At 63.6% G+C, this 16,935-nt stretch carries 21 protein-coding genes; 7 read left to right on the forward strand and 14 right to left on the reverse strand.

Annotated elements, in window-relative coordinates; translation table 11 throughout:
* Positions 1–13 precede the first annotated feature (13 nt).
* The 4 genes from ABUA28_RS12950 to ABUA28_RS12965 form a co-directional block, all read right to left on the reverse strand.
* Positions 14–379 (reverse strand): RNA polymerase-binding protein RbpA, encoded by a 366-nt coding sequence (locus ABUA28_RS12950; RefSeq protein WP_349904617.1) that lies wholly within the window; start codon positions 377–379, stop codon positions 14–16.
* A gap of 115 nt (positions 380–494) precedes the next feature.
* Positions 495–1,268 carry a glycerophosphodiester phosphodiesterase gene (locus tag ABUA28_RS12955; protein ID WP_349904618.1) on the reverse strand — a complete coding sequence of 258 codons (774 nt, stop codon included), beginning with the start codon at positions 1,266–1,268 and terminating at the stop codon, positions 495–497.
* Positions 1,246–2,163: an SPFH domain-containing protein gene (locus ABUA28_RS12960; protein WP_349904619.1), complete on the reverse strand. Its 918-nt coding sequence runs from the start codon at positions 2,161–2,163 to the stop codon at positions 1,246–1,248. Before ABUA28_RS12960 ends, ABUA28_RS12955 begins: the two co-directional genes overlap by 23 nt.
* The gene (locus ABUA28_RS12965) at positions 2,160–2,630 is read right to left on the reverse strand and encodes an NfeD family protein (RefSeq protein WP_349904620.1); all 471 of its coding nucleotides are present in this window, start codon (positions 2,628–2,630) and stop codon (positions 2,160–2,162) included. The genes ABUA28_RS12960 and ABUA28_RS12965 overlap by 4 nt, the downstream gene beginning before the upstream one ends.
* A gap of 122 nt (positions 2,631–2,752) precedes the next feature.
* On the opposite strand from ABUA28_RS12965, the gene ABUA28_RS12970 reads away from it, so the two are divergent.
* Positions 2,753–3,511 carry an SDR family oxidoreductase gene (locus tag ABUA28_RS12970; RefSeq protein ID WP_349904621.1) on the forward strand — a complete coding sequence of 253 codons (759 nt, stop codon included), beginning with the start codon at positions 2,753–2,755 and terminating at the stop codon, positions 3,509–3,511.
* Between the two features lie 43 nt (positions 3,512–3,554).
* A complete protein-coding gene (locus ABUA28_RS12975) occupies positions 3,555–4,034 on the forward strand; it encodes a heme-degrading domain-containing protein (RefSeq protein ID WP_349904623.1) in 480 nt (159 codons plus the stop codon).
* Between the two features lie 96 nt (positions 4,035–4,130).
* Here ABUA28_RS12975 and ABUA28_RS12980 read toward each other — a convergent pair whose 3' ends face one another.
* The 3 genes from ABUA28_RS12980 to ABUA28_RS12990 form a co-directional block, all read right to left on the reverse strand.
* Positions 4,131–4,715, reverse strand: coding sequence for a dihydrofolate reductase family protein (locus ABUA28_RS12980; protein ID WP_349904625.1), 585 nt, complete (start codon positions 4,713–4,715; stop codon positions 4,131–4,133).
* Between the two features lie 99 nt (positions 4,716–4,814).
* Positions 4,815–5,753 (reverse strand): patatin-like phospholipase family protein, encoded by a 939-nt coding sequence (locus ABUA28_RS12985; RefSeq protein WP_349904626.1) that lies wholly within the window; start codon positions 5,751–5,753, stop codon positions 4,815–4,817.
* A gap of 251 nt (positions 5,754–6,004) precedes the next feature.
* A complete protein-coding gene (locus tag ABUA28_RS12990) occupies positions 6,005–6,604 on the reverse strand; it encodes an HD domain-containing protein (RefSeq protein WP_349904627.1) in 600 nt (199 codons plus the stop codon).
* Between the two features lie 111 nt (positions 6,605–6,715).
* Here ABUA28_RS12990 and ABUA28_RS12995 point away from each other — a divergent pair, with 111 nt between their 5' ends.
* A complete protein-coding gene (locus ABUA28_RS12995; protein WP_349904740.1) occupies positions 6,716–7,093 on the forward strand; it encodes a YchJ family protein in 378 nt (125 codons plus the stop codon).
* Positions 7,094–7,133: 40 nt separating this feature from the next.
* Here ABUA28_RS12995 and ABUA28_RS13000 read toward each other — a convergent pair whose 3' ends face one another.
* Together ABUA28_RS13000 and trpD are read right to left on the reverse strand one after the other, a co-directional pair.
* Positions 7,134–7,280, reverse strand: a complete 147-nt coding sequence (locus ABUA28_RS13000; RefSeq protein ID WP_349904628.1) for a hypothetical protein — start codon at positions 7,278–7,280, stop codon at positions 7,134–7,136.
* A gap of 59 nt (positions 7,281–7,339) precedes the next feature.
* Positions 7,340–8,392, reverse strand: coding sequence for an anthranilate phosphoribosyltransferase (gene trpD, locus ABUA28_RS13005; protein WP_349904629.1), 1,053 nt, complete (start codon positions 8,390–8,392; stop codon positions 7,340–7,342).
* Between the two features lie 97 nt (positions 8,393–8,489).
* Here trpD and ctaE point away from each other — a divergent pair, with 97 nt between their 5' ends.
* Genes ctaE through qcrB form a run of 4 tightly spaced genes read left to right on the forward strand, consistent with a single transcriptional unit; the run spans position 8,490 to position 12,692 of the window.
* Positions 8,490–9,128 (forward strand): aa3-type cytochrome oxidase subunit III, encoded by a 639-nt coding sequence (ctaE, locus tag ABUA28_RS13010; protein WP_349904631.1) that lies wholly within the window; start codon positions 8,490–8,492, stop codon positions 9,126–9,128.
* A 35-nt stretch (positions 9,129–9,163) separates the two neighbouring features.
* Positions 9,164–9,976 carry a cytochrome bc1 complex diheme cytochrome c subunit gene (gene qcrC, locus ABUA28_RS13015; RefSeq protein ID WP_407075449.1) on the forward strand — a complete coding sequence of 271 codons (813 nt, stop codon included), beginning with the start codon at positions 9,164–9,166 and terminating at the stop codon, positions 9,974–9,976.
* A gap of 47 nt (positions 9,977–10,023) precedes the next feature.
* A complete protein-coding gene (qcrA, locus tag ABUA28_RS13020; protein WP_349904632.1) occupies positions 10,024–11,094 on the forward strand; it encodes a cytochrome bc1 complex Rieske iron-sulfur subunit in 1,071 nt (356 codons plus the stop codon).
* Positions 11,091–12,692 carry a cytochrome bc1 complex cytochrome b subunit gene (gene qcrB, locus ABUA28_RS13025; RefSeq protein ID WP_349904634.1) on the forward strand — a complete coding sequence of 534 codons (1,602 nt, stop codon included), beginning with the start codon at positions 11,091–11,093 and terminating at the stop codon, positions 12,690–12,692. The genes qcrA and qcrB overlap by 4 nt, the downstream gene beginning before the upstream one ends.
* Before the next feature lie 240 nt (positions 12,693–12,932).
* Here the strand turns inward: qcrB and ABUA28_RS13030 are convergent, their stop codons facing one another.
* From ABUA28_RS13030 to erpA, 5 genes are all read right to left on the reverse strand, one after another.
* The gene (locus ABUA28_RS13030) at positions 12,933–13,355 is read right to left on the reverse strand and encodes a GNAT family N-acetyltransferase (protein WP_349904636.1); all 423 of its coding nucleotides are present in this window, start codon (positions 13,353–13,355) and stop codon (positions 12,933–12,935) included.
* A gap of 4 nt (positions 13,356–13,359) precedes the next feature.
* Positions 13,360–13,785: an aa3-type cytochrome oxidase subunit IV gene (gene ctaF, locus ABUA28_RS13035; RefSeq protein WP_349904637.1), complete on the reverse strand. Its 426-nt coding sequence runs from the start codon at positions 13,783–13,785 to the stop codon at positions 13,360–13,362.
* A 3-nt stretch (positions 13,786–13,788) separates the two neighbouring features.
* Entirely contained in the window at positions 13,789–15,501 is a 1,713-nt protein-coding gene (ctaD, locus tag ABUA28_RS13040) for an aa3-type cytochrome oxidase subunit I (RefSeq protein WP_349904639.1), read from the reverse strand.
* Positions 15,502–15,509: 8 nt separating this feature from the next.
* Complete coding sequence (ctaC, locus tag ABUA28_RS13045) at positions 15,510–16,388, reverse strand: aa3-type cytochrome oxidase subunit II (RefSeq protein WP_349904641.1); 879 nt, start codon at positions 16,386–16,388, stop codon at positions 15,510–15,512.
* A gap of 167 nt (positions 16,389–16,555) precedes the next feature.
* The gene (gene erpA, locus ABUA28_RS13050; protein WP_349904642.1) at positions 16,556–16,918 is read right to left on the reverse strand and encodes an iron-sulfur cluster insertion protein ErpA; all 363 of its coding nucleotides are present in this window, start codon (positions 16,916–16,918) and stop codon (positions 16,556–16,558) included.
* Positions 16,919–16,935: the final 17 nt, after the last annotated feature.

Raw genomic sequence — 16,935 nt, forward strand, 5'->3', positions numbered from 1 at the left:
CTGGAGGGGGCGCTCATGCGCCGATCTTGTGCTGGCCCCGACGCGCGCGCAGGAAGTCGAGACGTTCCTGCAGCAGCTCTTCAAGCTCGGGACGAGTGCGACGCTCGAGGAGCATGTCCCAGTGGCTGCGCGGGACCTTCACGTCCGCGGCTTCCATCTCGACCTGACGCCCGGCGTCGTCGAGGAGCCGCCCCTCCTGGCCGCTCTTGGGCGATTCCCAGATCGTGGGAACCTCTGCATCGGCCGAAAACATGACCTCGAAGGTCGAGCCATCGGCCAACTGGTAAACACTCTTCTTTCGCGGGGAAAAGGTCACGCCCTCTTCACTCTGCAGGCTCTGGGATCCGAGCCTCATTCCGCGCAAACTGCGATCCGCCATTGTGTGGTCCCTTCTCGCGATGCATTCAAATTTATAAACCCCGAAGCTGTGTAGAACCTTTCCGCATCGCGCCATTCCCAGCGGCTTCACAGGGTGTACAGCGGTACTCCGCAGCTCATTCGCGCGAGCGAATCACCTGAACCGCGACATCCGCGCGGTCGGTCACGATCCCGTCGACACCGAGGTCGAGAAGGCGGGTCATCTCGTCTGCGTCGTTGATAGTCCACACGTGCACTTCGACACCTGCGGCATGCAATGATCGCAGCTGCCGAGGCGTGATGGTGTCCAGACTCGCGGCGCGCTCGGGAATCTGCACGGCATCCACGGACCGCAGTGCCAGGCGCACGGCGGGGGAGAAGCCGATCTTGCCAGCCACGAGTGCGCCGGCGAACAGGGGAGCGGAGGCAGAGGTCGCGACGCCGGGCAGCTGCCGCACCGTCGCCGCGCGCCGCCGCTCGTTGAAGGAGGTGACGAGCACCCGCGAGAGAGCGCCGGCGGAACGGATGGCCCTGACGGTGGGTTCGACGGCGTCGGCCGACTTCACGTCGATATTGAATCGCATCTCCGGAAACCCATCGAGGGCCTCGGCAAGACTGGCAAAGCACTGGCCTCCGCCCAGGTCGACTCGCTGCAGTTCCGCGAGGGGAATGTCGCTCACCAGCTCGTCTCGGCCGCCGAGGCGCGTCAGATCCGGATCGTGGCTGATCACGGCGACGCCGTCGCTGCTCGCGTGCACATCCGTCTCGATGTACCTGATGCCAAGGGCGACGGCTTTCGCAAAGGCCAGGAGCGTGTTCTCAGGGACGTCAACCGCCAGCCCCCGATGCGCAAGGATGCGCGGGGGAGCGGGCGAGAAGAAGCCGCTGCTACGCGGAGGGCGGAGTAGCACCCTTATTGCCCAGGAATCCCGCACCGATACTCTGCATCGCATCGGTGAACTCCGACGGGATGATCCACAGCTTGTTCGACTCGCCCTCGGCGAGTTTCGGCAAGGTCAGGAGGTATTGGTACGCGAGCAGCTTCGGGTCGGCATCGCCATCGTGGATCGCCTTGAAGACCGTCGTGATGGCCTGCCCCTCGCCCTCCGCTCGCAGCACGGTGGCCTTGGCGTCACCCTCCGCCTCGAGGATCGCGGCCTGCCGTGCGCCCTCGGCCTGCAGGATTGCAGCCTGCTTGGTTCCCTCGGCGGTGAGGATGGCGGCGCGCTTGTCACGCTCGGCGCGCATCTGCTTCTCCATCGAGTCCTGGATCGACAGGGGCGGATCGATCGCCTTGAGCTCGACACGTCCGACGCGGATGCCCCACTTGCCGGTCGCCTCGTCGAGCACGATCCGGAGCTGGCCATTGATGTTGTCCCGGCTCGTCAGGGCCTGCTCGAGGTTGAGGCCACCGACGACGTTACGCAGCGTCGTCGTGGTCAGCTGCTCGACCGCCCCGAGGTAGTTGGCGATCTCGTAGGTCGCGGCCCGCGCATCCGTCACCTGGAAGTAGACGACCGTGTCGATGGAGACGACGAGGTTGTCCTCGGTGATCACCGGCTGCGGAGGGAACGAGACGACCTGCTCGCGCATGTCGATGAGCGGGCGGAGCCGATCGATGAACGGGATGAGGATGTTGAGTCCGGGGGAGAGGGTCTTGTGGTACTTGCCCAGGCGCTCGACGATGCCCGCGGTGGCCTGCGGCACGATGCGGACGGCCCGGAACAACACCACCAGCACGAAGATCGCGACGATGACAAGCACGACGATCAAAATGACCTGTCCGAAAATCTGGCCGTCGTTCATTGTGCGATCCTTTCGGAGGGCACGACCATGGCCGTCGCCCCATCTATTGCGGTGACGACGACGTTTTCGCCGACCTCGATCGTGTCCATACCCTGCGGAAGCCTTGCCGTCCAGGTCTCACCGTTGGCGAGCTTGACGTGCCCCTGGCCGTCGGCGAACTCTGTCGTGACGACGCCCGTGAGACCGAGCAGCGCATCGACATTGCTCGGGGTCCTGTCGCTTCCGCGCTCCAGAACGCGTTTGAGCCACGGACGCACGAGAAACAGCAGGAGCACGGCCAATACGGCAGCGATGACAACCTGCGACCACAGCGGCAGACTGAGCAGGTCGCAGATGAGGCCGCCGAGGCTGCCGATCGCCAGCATGAGGAAGGTGAAGTCCACGGTCATGACCTCGACGATCACGAAAACCAGGACAAGCCCGAGCCACAAGAGCCAGGCATAACTCACAATAAATTCCACTGGCATCGTCGGTATCCCTTGTGTCACTACCGAAACTATCATCACAGGCCCGTCGGCAGTGCCGTTGTTGCTATTCTCGACACCGCGGGCGCGCACGCCCACATCATCGATCACAGGAGCTGAACTACGTGACCAATCCTCTTGCCCCAGGTTCCCTCGCAGGAAAACGCGCCCTGGTCACAGGTTCGTCACGGGGCATCGGCGCTGATACCGCGGGCTATCTGGCCGAGGCGGGTGCGAAGGTCGTCATCAACTACCGCAACAAGGAGAAGCGCGCACTCCAGCTCGTCGAGAAGATCGAGACAGCCGGCGGCACCGCGATCGCCGTCGGTGCAGACCTGACGGATGCCGCGTCGGTCGCCGCGATGTTCGACACCGTGACTCGGGCATGGGGCGGCCTCGACGTCCTCGTGCTCAATGCCTCTGGCGGCATGGAAGCGGGCATGGCGGAGAACTATGCGATGCAGCTCAACCGCGACGCCCAGGTGAACCTGCTGACGAGTGCCATTCCACTGTTGGCTCCGGGCTCCCGGGTCGTGTTCGTGACCAGTCACCAGGCGCACTTCATCAAGACCGTCGACACGATGCCGGAGTATCTGCCGGTCGCTCTCAGCAAGCGAGCAGGGGAGGATGCGCTTCGTGCGCAGATCCCGCGGCTGGACGATGCGGGAATCGAGTTCGTCGTGGTCTCGGGGGACATGATCGAAGGAACGATCACCGCAACGCTGCTGGAGCGCGCGAATCCCGGCGCGATCGACGCCCGTAAGGAGGCTGCGGGCAGGCTGTACAACGTCGGCGAGTTCGCCGCCGAGATCGCGCTTGCAGCGGTAGAGCCCATTCCAGCGGAGCACACGCGCTACGTCGGGGACGTCAGCGACTTCGTCTGAGACAACGAGTTCGCGGGGGAGTAGTAGAGGGAATGGGAGAAACGTGACCGAGGACACCGACGCACTCATGGCCGAGATCGAGGCGCAGGAGAAGCGCCTCGTGTTCACCCGTTTTCGTCACGACGACGCCTGGGAGCTCGGCAGCATCCTGGTGAGCTTGGGCCACGAACGGAGCCTGCCCATCACTATTGACATAACGAGAGGCGAACAGCAGCTCTTTCACGCGGCCCTCGCGGGCACAGCGCCGAACAACGACGACTGGGTGGCCCGGAAGGCGCGAACCGTGCGCAGGTACGGCGTGAGCTCGTTTCTGGTCGGCCTGCGCCACAGGTCGTCCGGGACGCCGTTCGAGACACGCCCGTGGGCGAACAACGCGCTGTATGCGGCTCACGGCGGATGTTTTCCGATCACCATCGCGGATTCCGGCGTCATCGGCACCGTGACGGTTTCAGGGCTCGCGCAGGAAGACGACCACGCACTCGTCGTCGAGGCGATCGAACTGTTCCTCGCGCAACAGCGCTGATCTGCGCAGGCTGGAGCGCGGTTCCGGGCAACTGAGTGCCCCTCTCCGCACCGCGTTTCAATCGCTGATAATCAGCATTATGTCAAGATGCGTTTCCTACGCCCTGCCCTCGTGGCGAATCGCGTAGCGATGCAGCATGACGCCCTCGTCGAAGGTCTCGTGTTCGAGCAGGTCGAGGTCGATCGGCAGGTCGTCGTCAAACAGCGGCCTGCCTGTGCCGAGGATCGCCGGGTGCGTGAACAACATCAGTTCGTCGAGCAGGCCCGCCCGAAGCAGTTGGGTTGCGATATTCGCACCGCCGACCCCGATCCTGCCGTCTGTCTCGGCCCGAAGCTGCGCGAGCTGGTCGATCGCATCGTCTCGCCCAAAGATCCGGGTGTTATGTTCGGCGCTCGTGCGAGTGCGAGAGACCAGCACCTTCGGCGCATCCGTCCAGATCTCACCGTATTCGCGCAGGAACTCCGGCAGCGAGTCATCCGTGCGCGCGCGGGGCCAGAACTCCTCCATCGTCTCGTAGATGACCCGGCCCTGGACCATCACCGCGAGCTCCCGTGCCCGCGCATTGAACTCGCGGTGCAGCGACTCGCCGATGCGCAGCCACTCCCCCGAGCCGTTGTCGCCGGGAGTCCGTTCGATCCGCAGGTCGACGGACACGTTCATCCAGTACACAAGGTTGCCCATCACTGCTTCTTTCCGAGAGTGAGTGCGATGTGCACCCATTTTTGGCGAGAGTGTCGTGCCCGTCAAGAGACAACCTGGCGAGGAAGGAACCGCCGGACATCAGTTCCAGAACTCGGCAAGTTGCCTGGAGATGGCTCTGCACTGCGCGTAGCCTCCGCGCGCCGCGGGCAGCCGCGTCGTCGGATCTAGCGCGTTCGCGTTGAAGACATCGCCCGCGCCGGCATCCGGGAAGATGGTCTCCACTCCGCAGCCCGCGGCACGCAGTTCCTCGACCTGGGTCGCGAGGTCCATGCCCCACGCGAGTGGATGCCGTGACCTGCCGCCGAATGGCTCCAGCACCAGCACGCGCTGGCAGCCCGCTGCAAGGTCGGTGTTCGAGCTGCGACGATAGCCGCCGTTCAGATATCGCTGCTCGCCGAGGCGATAGGGCGTCAGCGCGGATGTGCTCGCAGCGACGGCATCCACCAGGTCGATGCCGCTCTCGCGATCGAACACGACGGACTCGCCCGTGCGCGCGTCGATCGCGGTGATGAGCACTCGCTGCCGTGGCCACTGGGCGTTCGGCAGTCGGGAAGCGACGATGTCGTGCCACCGCGCCGACGCGGAGCCATCGGATACGTCCAGGTCAAGCGCCGCCGTCGCGATCCTGCGCCGCATGTCGGCCGCGCCCGCGGAAGCACGGATGATCCCGTCTGACCATTCCATATACTTCGGGCCAGACAGCTGGGCCGTGCGTTCTCGCGGCGATGCCGAGGTGGTAGCACGGTCTTGGGGTACTTCGGCGAGTATCGCCGCGTACAGTTCGGCCGGGTGCGCGCCGCTGGTGATCTGAGCTGCCACCGTCGACCCCGCCGACGTTCCGATCACGAGGTCGGCCGTCGTGAGGTCGATCCCGGCGCTCGCGAGTCCCGCGATGAGACCAAGCTGCCATGCGTTGCCTGCCGCGCCCGCGCCGGCAAGTACCAGCGCCCTGCCGCGCAGGCGGCCGGACTCGCCCGAAGGGAGGATGCCAGAGTCGTTCTGAGCTGAATCGTTCATGTCGTAGCTTTCTGGGAGTGCGTGAAAAGCGCTCCTCGCGACGGCTACGTCAGTCGCGCAATCGTGAACTCGAAGGAGCGCCCGTTCCTGAAGAATCCGGAGTGGACAGTGTGTGCATCGGGCTCACCTCCTCGGCATCGTGTCACGTTCGGAGAGAACGTTACCGGATGACGGCCGAGCGAAGGAAGAGCCAGGTACCGATACTGGACTACCGGCCCAGAGCAGCCTCGCGAAGGTGGCCGGTGTGACTTTCAGAGGCGTTCGAGCGGATTCTCTCGGATTTTGCGGGCCACTCCCCCGTTGACCAGGCGCCGCGCCGCGGTGTCCGGCTTGCGGGAGGCCTGGTCCGTCACGCACGCGGTGAACTCGGACGCCAGGTCGATCCTCGGGTAGCGTTCCAGAACCTCGCTCAGGAAGGCCCGCGGCAGCTCGTCCGGGCGGGCACCCGAGATGTCGAGTCCCGTCGCGATCTCAAGCAGGTGTCCCTCGACATCCAGAGCCGGGTCGACCTCCGGCCAGTTGTGTCGCACGATCACCTGGTGCACCCGCACGCGACGCGGCGCCGACCACCCAGCGCCCGCGGTGAGTGCGATCGCCACATGGCCGCCCGCATCTTCGTAGGCGAGCGTGACGTTGTCGAACTCCGGTGCAACGCCGACATCGTGGAGCATTGCGGCGACGTAGAGAAGTTCGTGATCCGCCTCGAGTCCGCGCACACGGGAAAACGCCTCCGCCCACAGCCAGGAGCGCTGCACATGATTCAGGAGGGATGGCGTGTGGTACGCGGCCGCGATTTCGAGCGCGGCCCGCGCGGCCTGACTGTCGGGAACGGCGAACTCGGTGAGCTTCATCATCACATCATGGCGGATTCGGAAGCCTGCGGCCGCGTGTTGAGGCTAGGCTCTCGACAACGTGCAGTCGGTATACCGAGGATGTGGAGAGCCATCACGTGAGGAGTTCCGATTAACCCCTCGCGCTGCCCCTGCCTGAGCGGCCTTCCCTACGACGAATGCTGCGGTCCCCTTCACCGCGGAGAGGCTCATGCGCCGACCGCGGAGCGCCTCATGCGGTCCAGGTTCTCGGCGTTTGCCATCGGAGACGTCGCCTACCTGCTCGAGACCTGGCATCCGCGCACCAGGCCGCCGGAGCTTGAACTCGATCCGTTGCTGCGGTGGTATCGGCTCGACATCCTCGCCGTGTCGGATGGTGGCATCCTGGCGAGCTCGGGAACCGTCGAATTCCGCGCCTACTACCGCTCCCCCGCGGGCAACGGCGAGCAGCACGAACTCAGCCGATTCGTGAAAGAGCGCGGCCGCTGGTTCTACGTCGATCCGGCGTGAGCCCCGCTACTCCGCAATCCAGCCGCAATTCAGCCGCGATTCAGCGCAGGCCGCGCTCTTCGAGCCACTCCTGATGGTCTCGAAGCGCCCTGCGCACTGCCGACCGGATGATCGCCCAGACGATCCACAGGATGATCACCGCGGTGACGACGTAGATGAGGATGGACAACAACACGAAAGCACTCATGCGCTCAGAGTACAAGTGAGCGATGCCCAGCGATACTGCCCTCTAGCGTGCGAACGCCATCACTTCGTGGTGGCGGCGATCCAGGCATCCAGCTTGGCCGTGGCGGCGCCGGAGTCTATGGCCTCGGCCGCGGTCGCCATCGCCGAGGCGAACCGGTCGACGATCGACTGCTGGGCGTGCGCGGGATTCACCGCGAGGTCGTAGGCGACGAGGCCCGCTGCGGCGTTGAGCAGCACGATGTCCCGAACCGCGCCGGACTCCCCCGCCAACGTCGACCTCACGATCGCAGCGTTGTGTTCGGGGTCGCCCCCGAGGAGTTCGGAGATCTCCACCCGCTTGATCCCCAGGTCGAGCGGGTCGAGATCGTGCTCGGTCACCGCACCGCGCGACACCTCCCAGATGTGGCTGTGGCCGGTGGTCGTGAGCTCGTCCAGGCCGTCGTCCCCGCGGAAGACGAGAGCCGTGGCTCCCCTGGTACGGAATACACCGACAATAAGAGGAACCTTGTCGAGACCGCTCACCCCAACGGCACTCGCCTCCGGCCGCGCCGGATTGCACAGCGGGCCGAGGAAGTTGAACACCGTGGGAATGCCGAGCTCACCCCGCACCGGCCCGGCGTGACGGAACCCGGGGTGGAACAGGGTGGCGTAGGCAAAGGTGATGCCGGCTTCGCCAAAGACCTCGGCGACACGCTCCGGTGGAAGATCGAGGCTCAGGCCCAGCGCTGCAAGCACGTCGGAGGAGCCGGATTTCGAGCTCGCGGCCCTGTTCCCGTGCTTGACCACGGGAACACCGGATGCCGCGGCAACAACAGAGGCCATGGTCGACACGTTCACGGTGCCGAAGCGATCCCCGCCCGTGCCGACGATGTCGAGCGCCATCGGGTCGACGTTCAACGGCAGCGCGTGCTCGAGAATCGCGTCACGGAACCCGACAATCTCATCGACGGTCTCCCCCTTGGCGTTCAATGCCACCAAAAACCCGGCGAGTTGAGCCTGCGTGACCTCACCGGACATGACGCGCCTCATGGCCCAGGTGGCCTCGCTGATGCTGAGGCCCTCCCCGCGAAGTAGGGAGCTGAGCAGAGCGGGCCAAGTGTTTTCCGAGGGCATAGATGCGATCCTAGCGACTCGAAAACGGCAAAATAGGCCGCTCCAACCCCCAGACTGGCCGCGAGAATGAGAAAAGTCGACCTCGAAATCGGCCATAATGGGAGACGTGACCAGCACCTCAATTACTCCATCAATCGGGGCTCCCGCCGTTAACAGACCTAACGTCGTCGCCGTCGGGACCATCGTCTGGCTCGGGAGTGAGGTGATGTTCTTCGCGGGCCTGTTCGCCATCTACTTCACTCTGCGCTCCACGTCGCCCCAGCTCTGGGCCGCCGAGACGTCGAACCTGGACGTGCCGTATGCGCTCGTGAACACGCTCATCCTGGTCCTGTCGTCCGTCACCTGCCAGTTCGGCGTCTTTGCGGCGGAGAGACTGCAGCCGAAGTCGACCGGCTGGAAGTTCAGCCAGTGGGGGCTGACGCGCTGGTTCTTCCTCTCCTACGCCTTGGGCGCGGTCTTCGTCACCGGGCAGATCTTTGAGTACGCCAACCTGGTGAACGAGCACGTCACGCTCGCCTCCAATTCATACGGTTCGGCGTTCTACCTCACCACCGGCTTCCACGCCATCCACGTCACCTGCGGTCTCATCGCGTTCCTGCTGATCATCGGGCGCGCGTACAGCGTGAAGAACTTCGGCCACAAGGAGGCGACAAGCGCAATCGTCGTCTCCTACTACTGGCACTTCGTCGATGTCGTCTGGATCGGGCTCTTCCTCGTCATCTACGTCCTCAAATAGCTACACCACCGATGGGAATCAGGAAAACTACGCGCATGGCGAAGAACTCACCACTCATGGCTCGTTGGGGACGGCCGGCAAACCGGCGACACCCCCTTGCGACCGTTGCCCTCATCGCGATCGGACTCGTTGCAACCGGCGGTGCATACGCGATGTTCAGCACCACCGCGGTCGCTGAGACACCTACGGCGACATCGCAGTCCAACGTGCAGGAGGGGCAGAAACTCTTCGCTGCGAACTGCGCGACCTGCCACGGGATGAATGCCCAGGGCACCAAGGACGGCCCCAGCCTCTACGGCGTCGGCGCCGCATCCGTCAGCTTCCAGGTCGGCACCGGTCGCATGCCGCTCGCCCAGCAGGGTCCGCAGGCCGAGCAGAAGCCACCGCAGTTCACCGACGCGCAGGTCTCGGATCTCGCGGCCTACGTCGCCTCGCTGGCTCCGGGACCCGGCATCCCCGACTCCAAGTACCTGCAGGGCAATGGCAATGCGGCAGAGGGAGCGCAGCTCTTCCGCATCAACTGCGCCATGTGCCACAACGTCGCGGGTGCGGGCGGTGCCCTCACCGACGGCAAGTTTGCTCCGGCGCTCGCGGGCGTCAGTGCAGAGCACATCTACGAGGCAATGGTCACGGGCCCGCAGAACATGCCCGTGTTCAACGATGCGAACATCACGCCTCAGCAGAAGGCTGACATCATCACGTACCTGAAGTACCTCGAGCAGAACCCGTCCCCAGGCGGATTCGACCTTGGCAGCCTCGGCCCGGTCTCGGAAGGCCTCTTCATCTGGATCTTCGGCCTCGGTGCCGTCGTCGGCGTGACAATCTGGATCGCCGCCAAGGCCAGCTAGCGCCGGGCATAGAACAGCACATACCTGCACCAAACGAAGGGAAGAGAATGGCACACGACGACGACGGTGGCACAAACGCCGCTGTTGGTTCGGCCATCGAGAAGAGCGAGCCGCCCCAGGCCTCGCCCGGCACCGCCATCATCACAGCGGATGCCTTTGAAAACCCCGGTCTGCCGCCAGAACGTCCGCGCGTCACCGACCTCGACCCCACGAAAGAAAAGCAGGCAGAACGGCGTGTCTACACGCTGTTCTCGGTGTCGATCGTGGGAAGCATCTTTGCGATCGTCGCGTACATCATGTTCCCGATCACTCCGGGCAACACCGAGTCCGTGCGTCTCAACACCCTCTTCCTGGGCCTGGGAATCACCCTGGGCATGCTCGGCATCGGAATCGGTGCCATCTACTGGGCCAAGAACCTGATGAGCGGGCACGACCTCACCGAAGGCCGTCATCCCACCCGCGGATCCGAGCCGACGCGCGAGCGCGCCGTCGAGATCTTCCGGCAGGCGAACGAGGAGTCCGGTTTCGGCCGACGCACGCTCATCCGCAACACCCTGATCGGTGCACTGGTTGCGACCCCGTTGCCGGCCGTCGTGCTCTTCCGCGACCTCGGCCCCGCGGCCGATCCGGTGCCGCTGCTCGAGAAGACCATGTGGAAGTCGGGCACTCGCCTCACCCAGGATCCGTCCGGGACGCCGATCAAGGCCTCCGAGGTCACCCTGGGATCCGTGTTCCACGTCATCCCCGAGGGTCTCAATGACGTCGACGACAAGCTCGAGGAGAAGGCCAAGGCCGCAGTTCTGCTGATGCGCCTCAAGCCGGAAGATCTTCACGAGATGCCGTCGCGCAAGGGATGGTCGTACAACGGAATCGTCGCATACTCGAAGATCTGCACCCACGTCGGTTGCCCGGTCGCGCTATACGAGCAGCAGACACACCACCTGCTCTGCCCGTGCCACCAGTCGACCTTCGACGTGACGAACCACTGTGAGGTCATCTTCGGCCCGGCCAAGCGTCCGCTACCGCAGTTGCCCATTGCCGTCGATTCCGAGGGCTACCTCATCGCACAGAGTGGCTTCCACGAGCCAGTCGGACCAAGCTTCTGGGAGCGTTCATGAGCACCATCACCACTGAGCGAACACAGGGCTCTCGCTTCACGACAGCCGCCGCGAACTACATCGACGAGCGCACCAGCATCTCGGGCTTCGTCAAGGAGCTCGGCCGCAAGATCTTTCCGGATCACTGGTCGTTCATGCTCGGTGAGGTGGCGCTCTACAGCTTCATCGTCATCCTGCTCTCCGGAACCTTCCTGACGTTCTTCTTCCAGCCCGCAATGACGGAGGTCGCCTACCACGGCTCCTACGTGCCACTCAAGGGCCTGGACATGTCCGCCGCGTACGCGTCGACGCTCAACCTGTCGTTCGATATCCGCGGTGGCCTGCTGTTCCGTCAGATCCACCACTGGGCCGCGCTGTTGTTCATCGCGGCCATCGGACTGCACATGGTGCGCGTGTACTTCACCGGTGCGTTCCGCAAGCCGCGAGAGATCAACTGGGTGATCGGCTTCGTGCTGTTCATCCTTGCTCTCGCCGAGGGTTTCACCGGCTACTCGCTCCCCGATGACCTGCTCTCCGGCAACGGCCTGCGCATCATCGACGGAATGGTCAAGGGCCTTCCCGTCGTCGGAACCTGGATCTCCTACCTGCTCTTCGGTGGCGAGTTCCCCGGCACAGACATCGTCGGACGACTGTTCAGCCTGCACATCCTGCTGCTTCCGGCCGTTCTCGTTGCCGCCCTCGGCATTCACCTGGTGCTGATGGTCGTCAACAAGCACACACAGTTCGCCGGTCCGGGCCGCACGAACGACAATGTCGTCGGCGTCCCGATCCTTCCGGTGTTCGCCGCGAAGGCCGGTGGCTTCTTCTTCGTGATCTTCGGTGTGATCGTCTTGATCGCCTCGCTCTTCACGATCAACCCGATCTGGAACTATGGGCCGTACGACCCCTCCCCCGTTTCGGCGGGTACGCAGCCGGATTGGTACATCGGATTCGCCGATGGCGCGTTGAGGCTCATGCCGCCTGGGCTTGAGTTCGTGTGGCTCGGTCACACCTGGTCGTTCAACATCATCATCCCGGTGTTGGTCCTGGGGCTGTTCATCGTCACCGTGATGATCTACCCCTTCATCGAAGCCTGGATCACCGGCGACAAGCGTGAGCACCACATCGCCGAGCGTCCGCGCAACGCCCCGGTGCGTACCGCAATCGGTGCAGCCGGCGTCACGTTCTATTGCGTGCTCTGGGCGGCCGCCGGGTCTGACTTGATCGCAACCCACTTCCACCTCACCATCGAGGGTGTCACCCACACTCTGCAGGCCCTGGTGTTCGTCGGACCGATCGTCGCCTATCAGCTCACCAAGCGGATCGCGATCGGCCTTCAGAAGAAGGACCGCGAGATGGCGCTCCACGGCTTCGAGTCCGGGCGTATCGTTCGCCTCCCCGGCGGTGAGTACGTCGAAGTGCACGAGCACCTGAGCGAATACGAGCGCTGGAAGCTCGTGAGCTTCCAGGACTACAAGCCGCTCATGATCCGCCCGAACGCCAAGGGCCAGATCACCTTCGGTCAGCGCATCCGTGCAGGCTTCTCCCGCTGGTTCTTCGAGGATCGGATCTCGCCGATCACCCCGCGCGAGCTCGAGCAATCCAAGGATCATCACTGATCTGACAACCGCGTAACAGTGGGCCCCGGTCGAAAGACCGGGGCCCACTCGTTTGGTGCGGGTGCCCGAGCGTGGGCCCCAGCGCTCACGCAGCGCGATCGCCTCTCCCCCCCTGACGCGACCGTATAGCACATACCACCGGAGGGCACGCACCCACCCCGCGAGGCCCCAGACACGGCCCTGGCACACGGGCACAGAGCTCGACAGGAACGGGACTTCCCACGACGCATGGCAGAAGGTCTAGTCGAAGACCTTCTTCAGGAAGTCAGCCGTGGATCGGTAGTCGAGCCGCTCGTAGAATGCCGCACCACGAGTGCTGGCGACAGTCAGTTGCCTGGCGCCACGCTGACGGCACTCGGCCTCAACGGCAGTGACCAGCAGACTGCCGATGCCACTGTTGCGGGCTTGCTCGTCCACGACGAGTTCCTGCAGCTCGGCGGAGAGTCCCTCGGTGTACAGCGGACGGACCAGGATCGTCAGGGCATAGCCCACGACGACACCATCGCGCTCGGCGACGTAGAAGATCCTGTCGTCCTGCTCGCGCACGACATCCGTGAACGCCTCGTCGAAGGACGAGCGTTGGGGATTGAAGCTTGCGGCCAACTGTTCAAGCAGGCCGAAGATCGCATCAGCATCGCCCGCAGTCGCGTGGCGGATGCTCACGCGATCAGTGTGCGAAGTTCCCGCGGTAGTACTCATAGACCCACCCCACGAGGCCGACAACGACCAGAGCCGCTCCGATGAAGCTGATCCAGAAGCCGACGGCGATGCCCAGGAAGAAGATGCCGACGCCGAAAGCGAGTCCAACGGGCCACCAGCTCCACGGGCTGAAGAAGCCCTGCTCGGGGTCTCCGTCATCGATGTCCCCATCGATCCTGTCTTCGGGAAGGATGTGTGACCCGAGGCTCGAGCGCACGCGCGCGAGATAGAAGGCAATGAGCGCGAAGAGCACGGAGCACAGTCCGAGTCCCAACGTGCCGGCCCACTCCACGCTGTGGTGGAACGGGTCGAGCAGGCCCCAGACCGTGTACTCGATGGTTGCGGCCGCGAAGAAGGCGCACAGCACCCAGAAGACCCTGACGCTGACAGTCATGAGCTACTTGACCTTTCCATCATTGATTGCCCCCGCGACAACAGGCAGGGCGACCTCGGGGTGGTTCAGGTCGAACGCCGGGGACTCCGAGCGGATGCGCGGAATCGAGGTGAAGTTGTGACGGGGCGGCGGGCAGGACGTTGCCCACTCGAGCGAGCGTCCATAGCCCCACGGGTCGTTCACGGTCACCTTCGGTGCCTTGCGGGCCGTGATGTACACGTTGTAGACGAACGGGATCATCGAGATCGCCAGGATCATTGCGCCGATGGTCGACACCTGGTTGAGCCAGGTGAAGCCGTCCTCCGGCTGGTAGGTGGCGTAACGACGCGGCATACCGATTACGCCGAGCCAGTGCTGCACGAGGAAGGTGGTGTGGAAGCCGATGAACAGCAGCCAGAAGTGAATCTTCCCGAGGCTCTCGTTGAGCATCTTGCCTGTCCACTTCGGCCACCAGAAGTAGAAACCGCTGAACATGGCGAACACGACGGTGCCGAAGACGACGTAGTGGAAGTGAGCCACGACGAAGTACGTGTCTGACACGTGGAAGTCGAGCGGCGGCGACGCCAGGATGACACCGGTGAGTCCACCGAAGGTGAACGTGACCAGGAAGCCTATGGCCCAGAGCATTGCGGCTTCGAAGGTGACAGACCCCCGCCACATCGTCCCAAGCCAGTTGAAGATCTTCACGCCTGTAGGCACGGCGATCAACATCGTCATAAGCGAGAAGAACGGCAGGAGCACGGCGCCCGTGACGTACATGTGGTGAGCCCACACCGTCACAGACAGCGCAGCGATCGAGATTGTCGCGTAGACCAGGGTCTTGTAGCCGAAGACGGGCTTTCGGCTGAAGACAGGGAACACCTCTGAGACGATGCCGAAGAACGGCAGTGCGATGATATAGACCTCCGGATGCCCGAAGAACCAGAAGAGGTGTTGCCAGAGGATTGCACCACCGGCTTGAACGTTGTAGAGCTGCGATCCGAACACTCGGTCGGAACCAAGGGCGAGCATCGCGGCCGCGAGCACCGGGAATGCCATGAGCACGAGGATCGAGGTGATGAGCGCGTTCCAGGTGAAGATCGACATCCGGAACATGGTCATGCCGGGCGCGCGCATCGTGATGATGGTCGTGATGAAGTTCACGGCACCGAGAATCGTGCCGAAACCACTCATACCCAAACCGAATACCCAGAGGTTTCCACCCAGGGATGGCGAGAATGTCGTTGTTGACAACGGCACGTAGGCAAACCAGCCGAATGCGGCTGCACCCTGCGGGGTGAGGAAGCCACCGACGGCGATGAGGCTGCCGAAGCTGTATAGCCAGTACGCGAATGCGTTCAGCCGCGGGAATGCGACGTCAGGCGCGCCGATCTGCAACGGCATGATGACGTTGACGAAGCCGGCGAACAGCGGCGTCGCGAACATGAGCAGCATGATCGTGCCGTGCATCGTGAACAGCTGGTTGTACTGCTCCTTGGTCTGCAGCAGGTGCAGGCCGGGCTCGAAGAGCTGTGCCCGCATCACGAGGGCCATGACTCCGCCGAGGAGGAAGTAGATGAACGAGGTGATCAGGTACATGTACCCGATGGTCTTGTGGTCGGTGGAGGTGATCCAGCTGACCAGGATGTTCCCCTTGCGTCCGACCTTCGACGCACCGAAGTTCTGACCTGAACCGGTTCCACCCACTGTCGGGCGGGTAGTTGTTGCTGTACTCATGTCGCGACCTACTCGTTGCTCTTGGGAGCTTTGTTGTCAGGCTGGTTCGAATTCGTGTCGTACTTGTGATCCAGAGCACCCGTGAAGCCCTTGTCGGCCTGGCTCTGAATGTATGCGTCATACTCCGCCTGCGGAACGACCTTCACCTCGAAGAGCATGAGCGAGTGGTAGTCACCACAGAGCTCGGCGCACTTACCGGCGTAGGTTCCCACCTTGGTCGGGGTGAAGTACATGTAGTTGTCTTTGCCCGGGATGTTGTCTTTCTTGTACAGGAAGTCGACGACCCAGAAGGAGTGCGCGACATCGCGGCTCTCCAGCTTGATCTCGACTGTCTTGTTCACGGGCAGGTACAGGGTGTTGAGCTTCGAGAAGTCGATCGACTTCTCCTTGTCGAGCTCCTGCGCCTGGATACCGGCGGAGTACACGCCCTCCTTGGACGGTCCGACGTTGAGGTAGTTGAAGTCCCACGCCCAGCGCTTGGCGTAGACCTCGATCTGGACATCCGGATTCGCGGTCGGCTGCTCGATCGACGCCTGCTCCTTCGCCGTGAAGGCAAAGAACCCGAGGATGAAGATGAGAGGCACGACCGTGTAGAAGATCTCGATCGGCATGTTATAGCGGAGCTGCACCGGGAGACCGGTCTGCCCCTTGCGCCGGCGGTAGACGACGATCGCCCAGATGATGAGACCCCATACCAGGACGCCGATGATCAGCAGAACGATCCAGGCGGTGACCCACAGGCCGGTGATCCCGTCGGTGTGATTGGTGATGCCGGGAGTGCCCGGCATAAAACCTCTGAGTTGCTCCTGTGTGCAGCCAGCCATTGTCGCAACGAGCAATGCGGCAAGCGGGATGGTAGCCCATCGAAGACGACGGTAAGAACGCACCTGTGACCTCTCGGATGACACGGACTGTTACGAAACACAGTCTATTTGTTGACCCCAGCCTAGTCTCAGGACGCGCGTGCTCAGACCGAAAATGGGCCAGAAGACGCAAAAAAGGGGAACCGCAATTGCGATTCCCCGATCTTGGCGCAGCGTTCGCGCGCTGACCCTCAGTGAAAAGAGTCACCGCAGGCGCAGCTGCCGGTCGCATTCGGATTGTCGATCGTGAATCCCTGCTTCTGGATGGTGTCCTCGAAGTCGATCGTTGCGCCGTCGAGATACGGGATGCTCATCTTGTCGACAACGACCTCTACTCCCCCGAAGTCCACGGTGGCGTCACCCTCGAGCAGACGCTCGTCGAAATACAGCTGGTACACGAGGCCCGAGCATCCGCCCGGCTGCACCGCGACCCGGAGCCTGAGGTCGTCGCGCCCCTCCTGCGCATACAGGGTGCGCACCTTGTCCGCTGCCGCCTCGCTGAGACCGACGCCGTGCGCGGCCTTGGCGGTCTCCAGTGTCGTCGTGTCTGTCATGGCCACTCCTCCAGGTG

The sequence above is a fragment of the Parafrigoribacterium humi genome, from assembly GCF_040227205.1.
Taxonomy (GTDB): Bacteria; Actinomycetota; Actinomycetes; order Actinomycetales; family Microbacteriaceae; genus Parafrigoribacterium_A; species Parafrigoribacterium_A humi.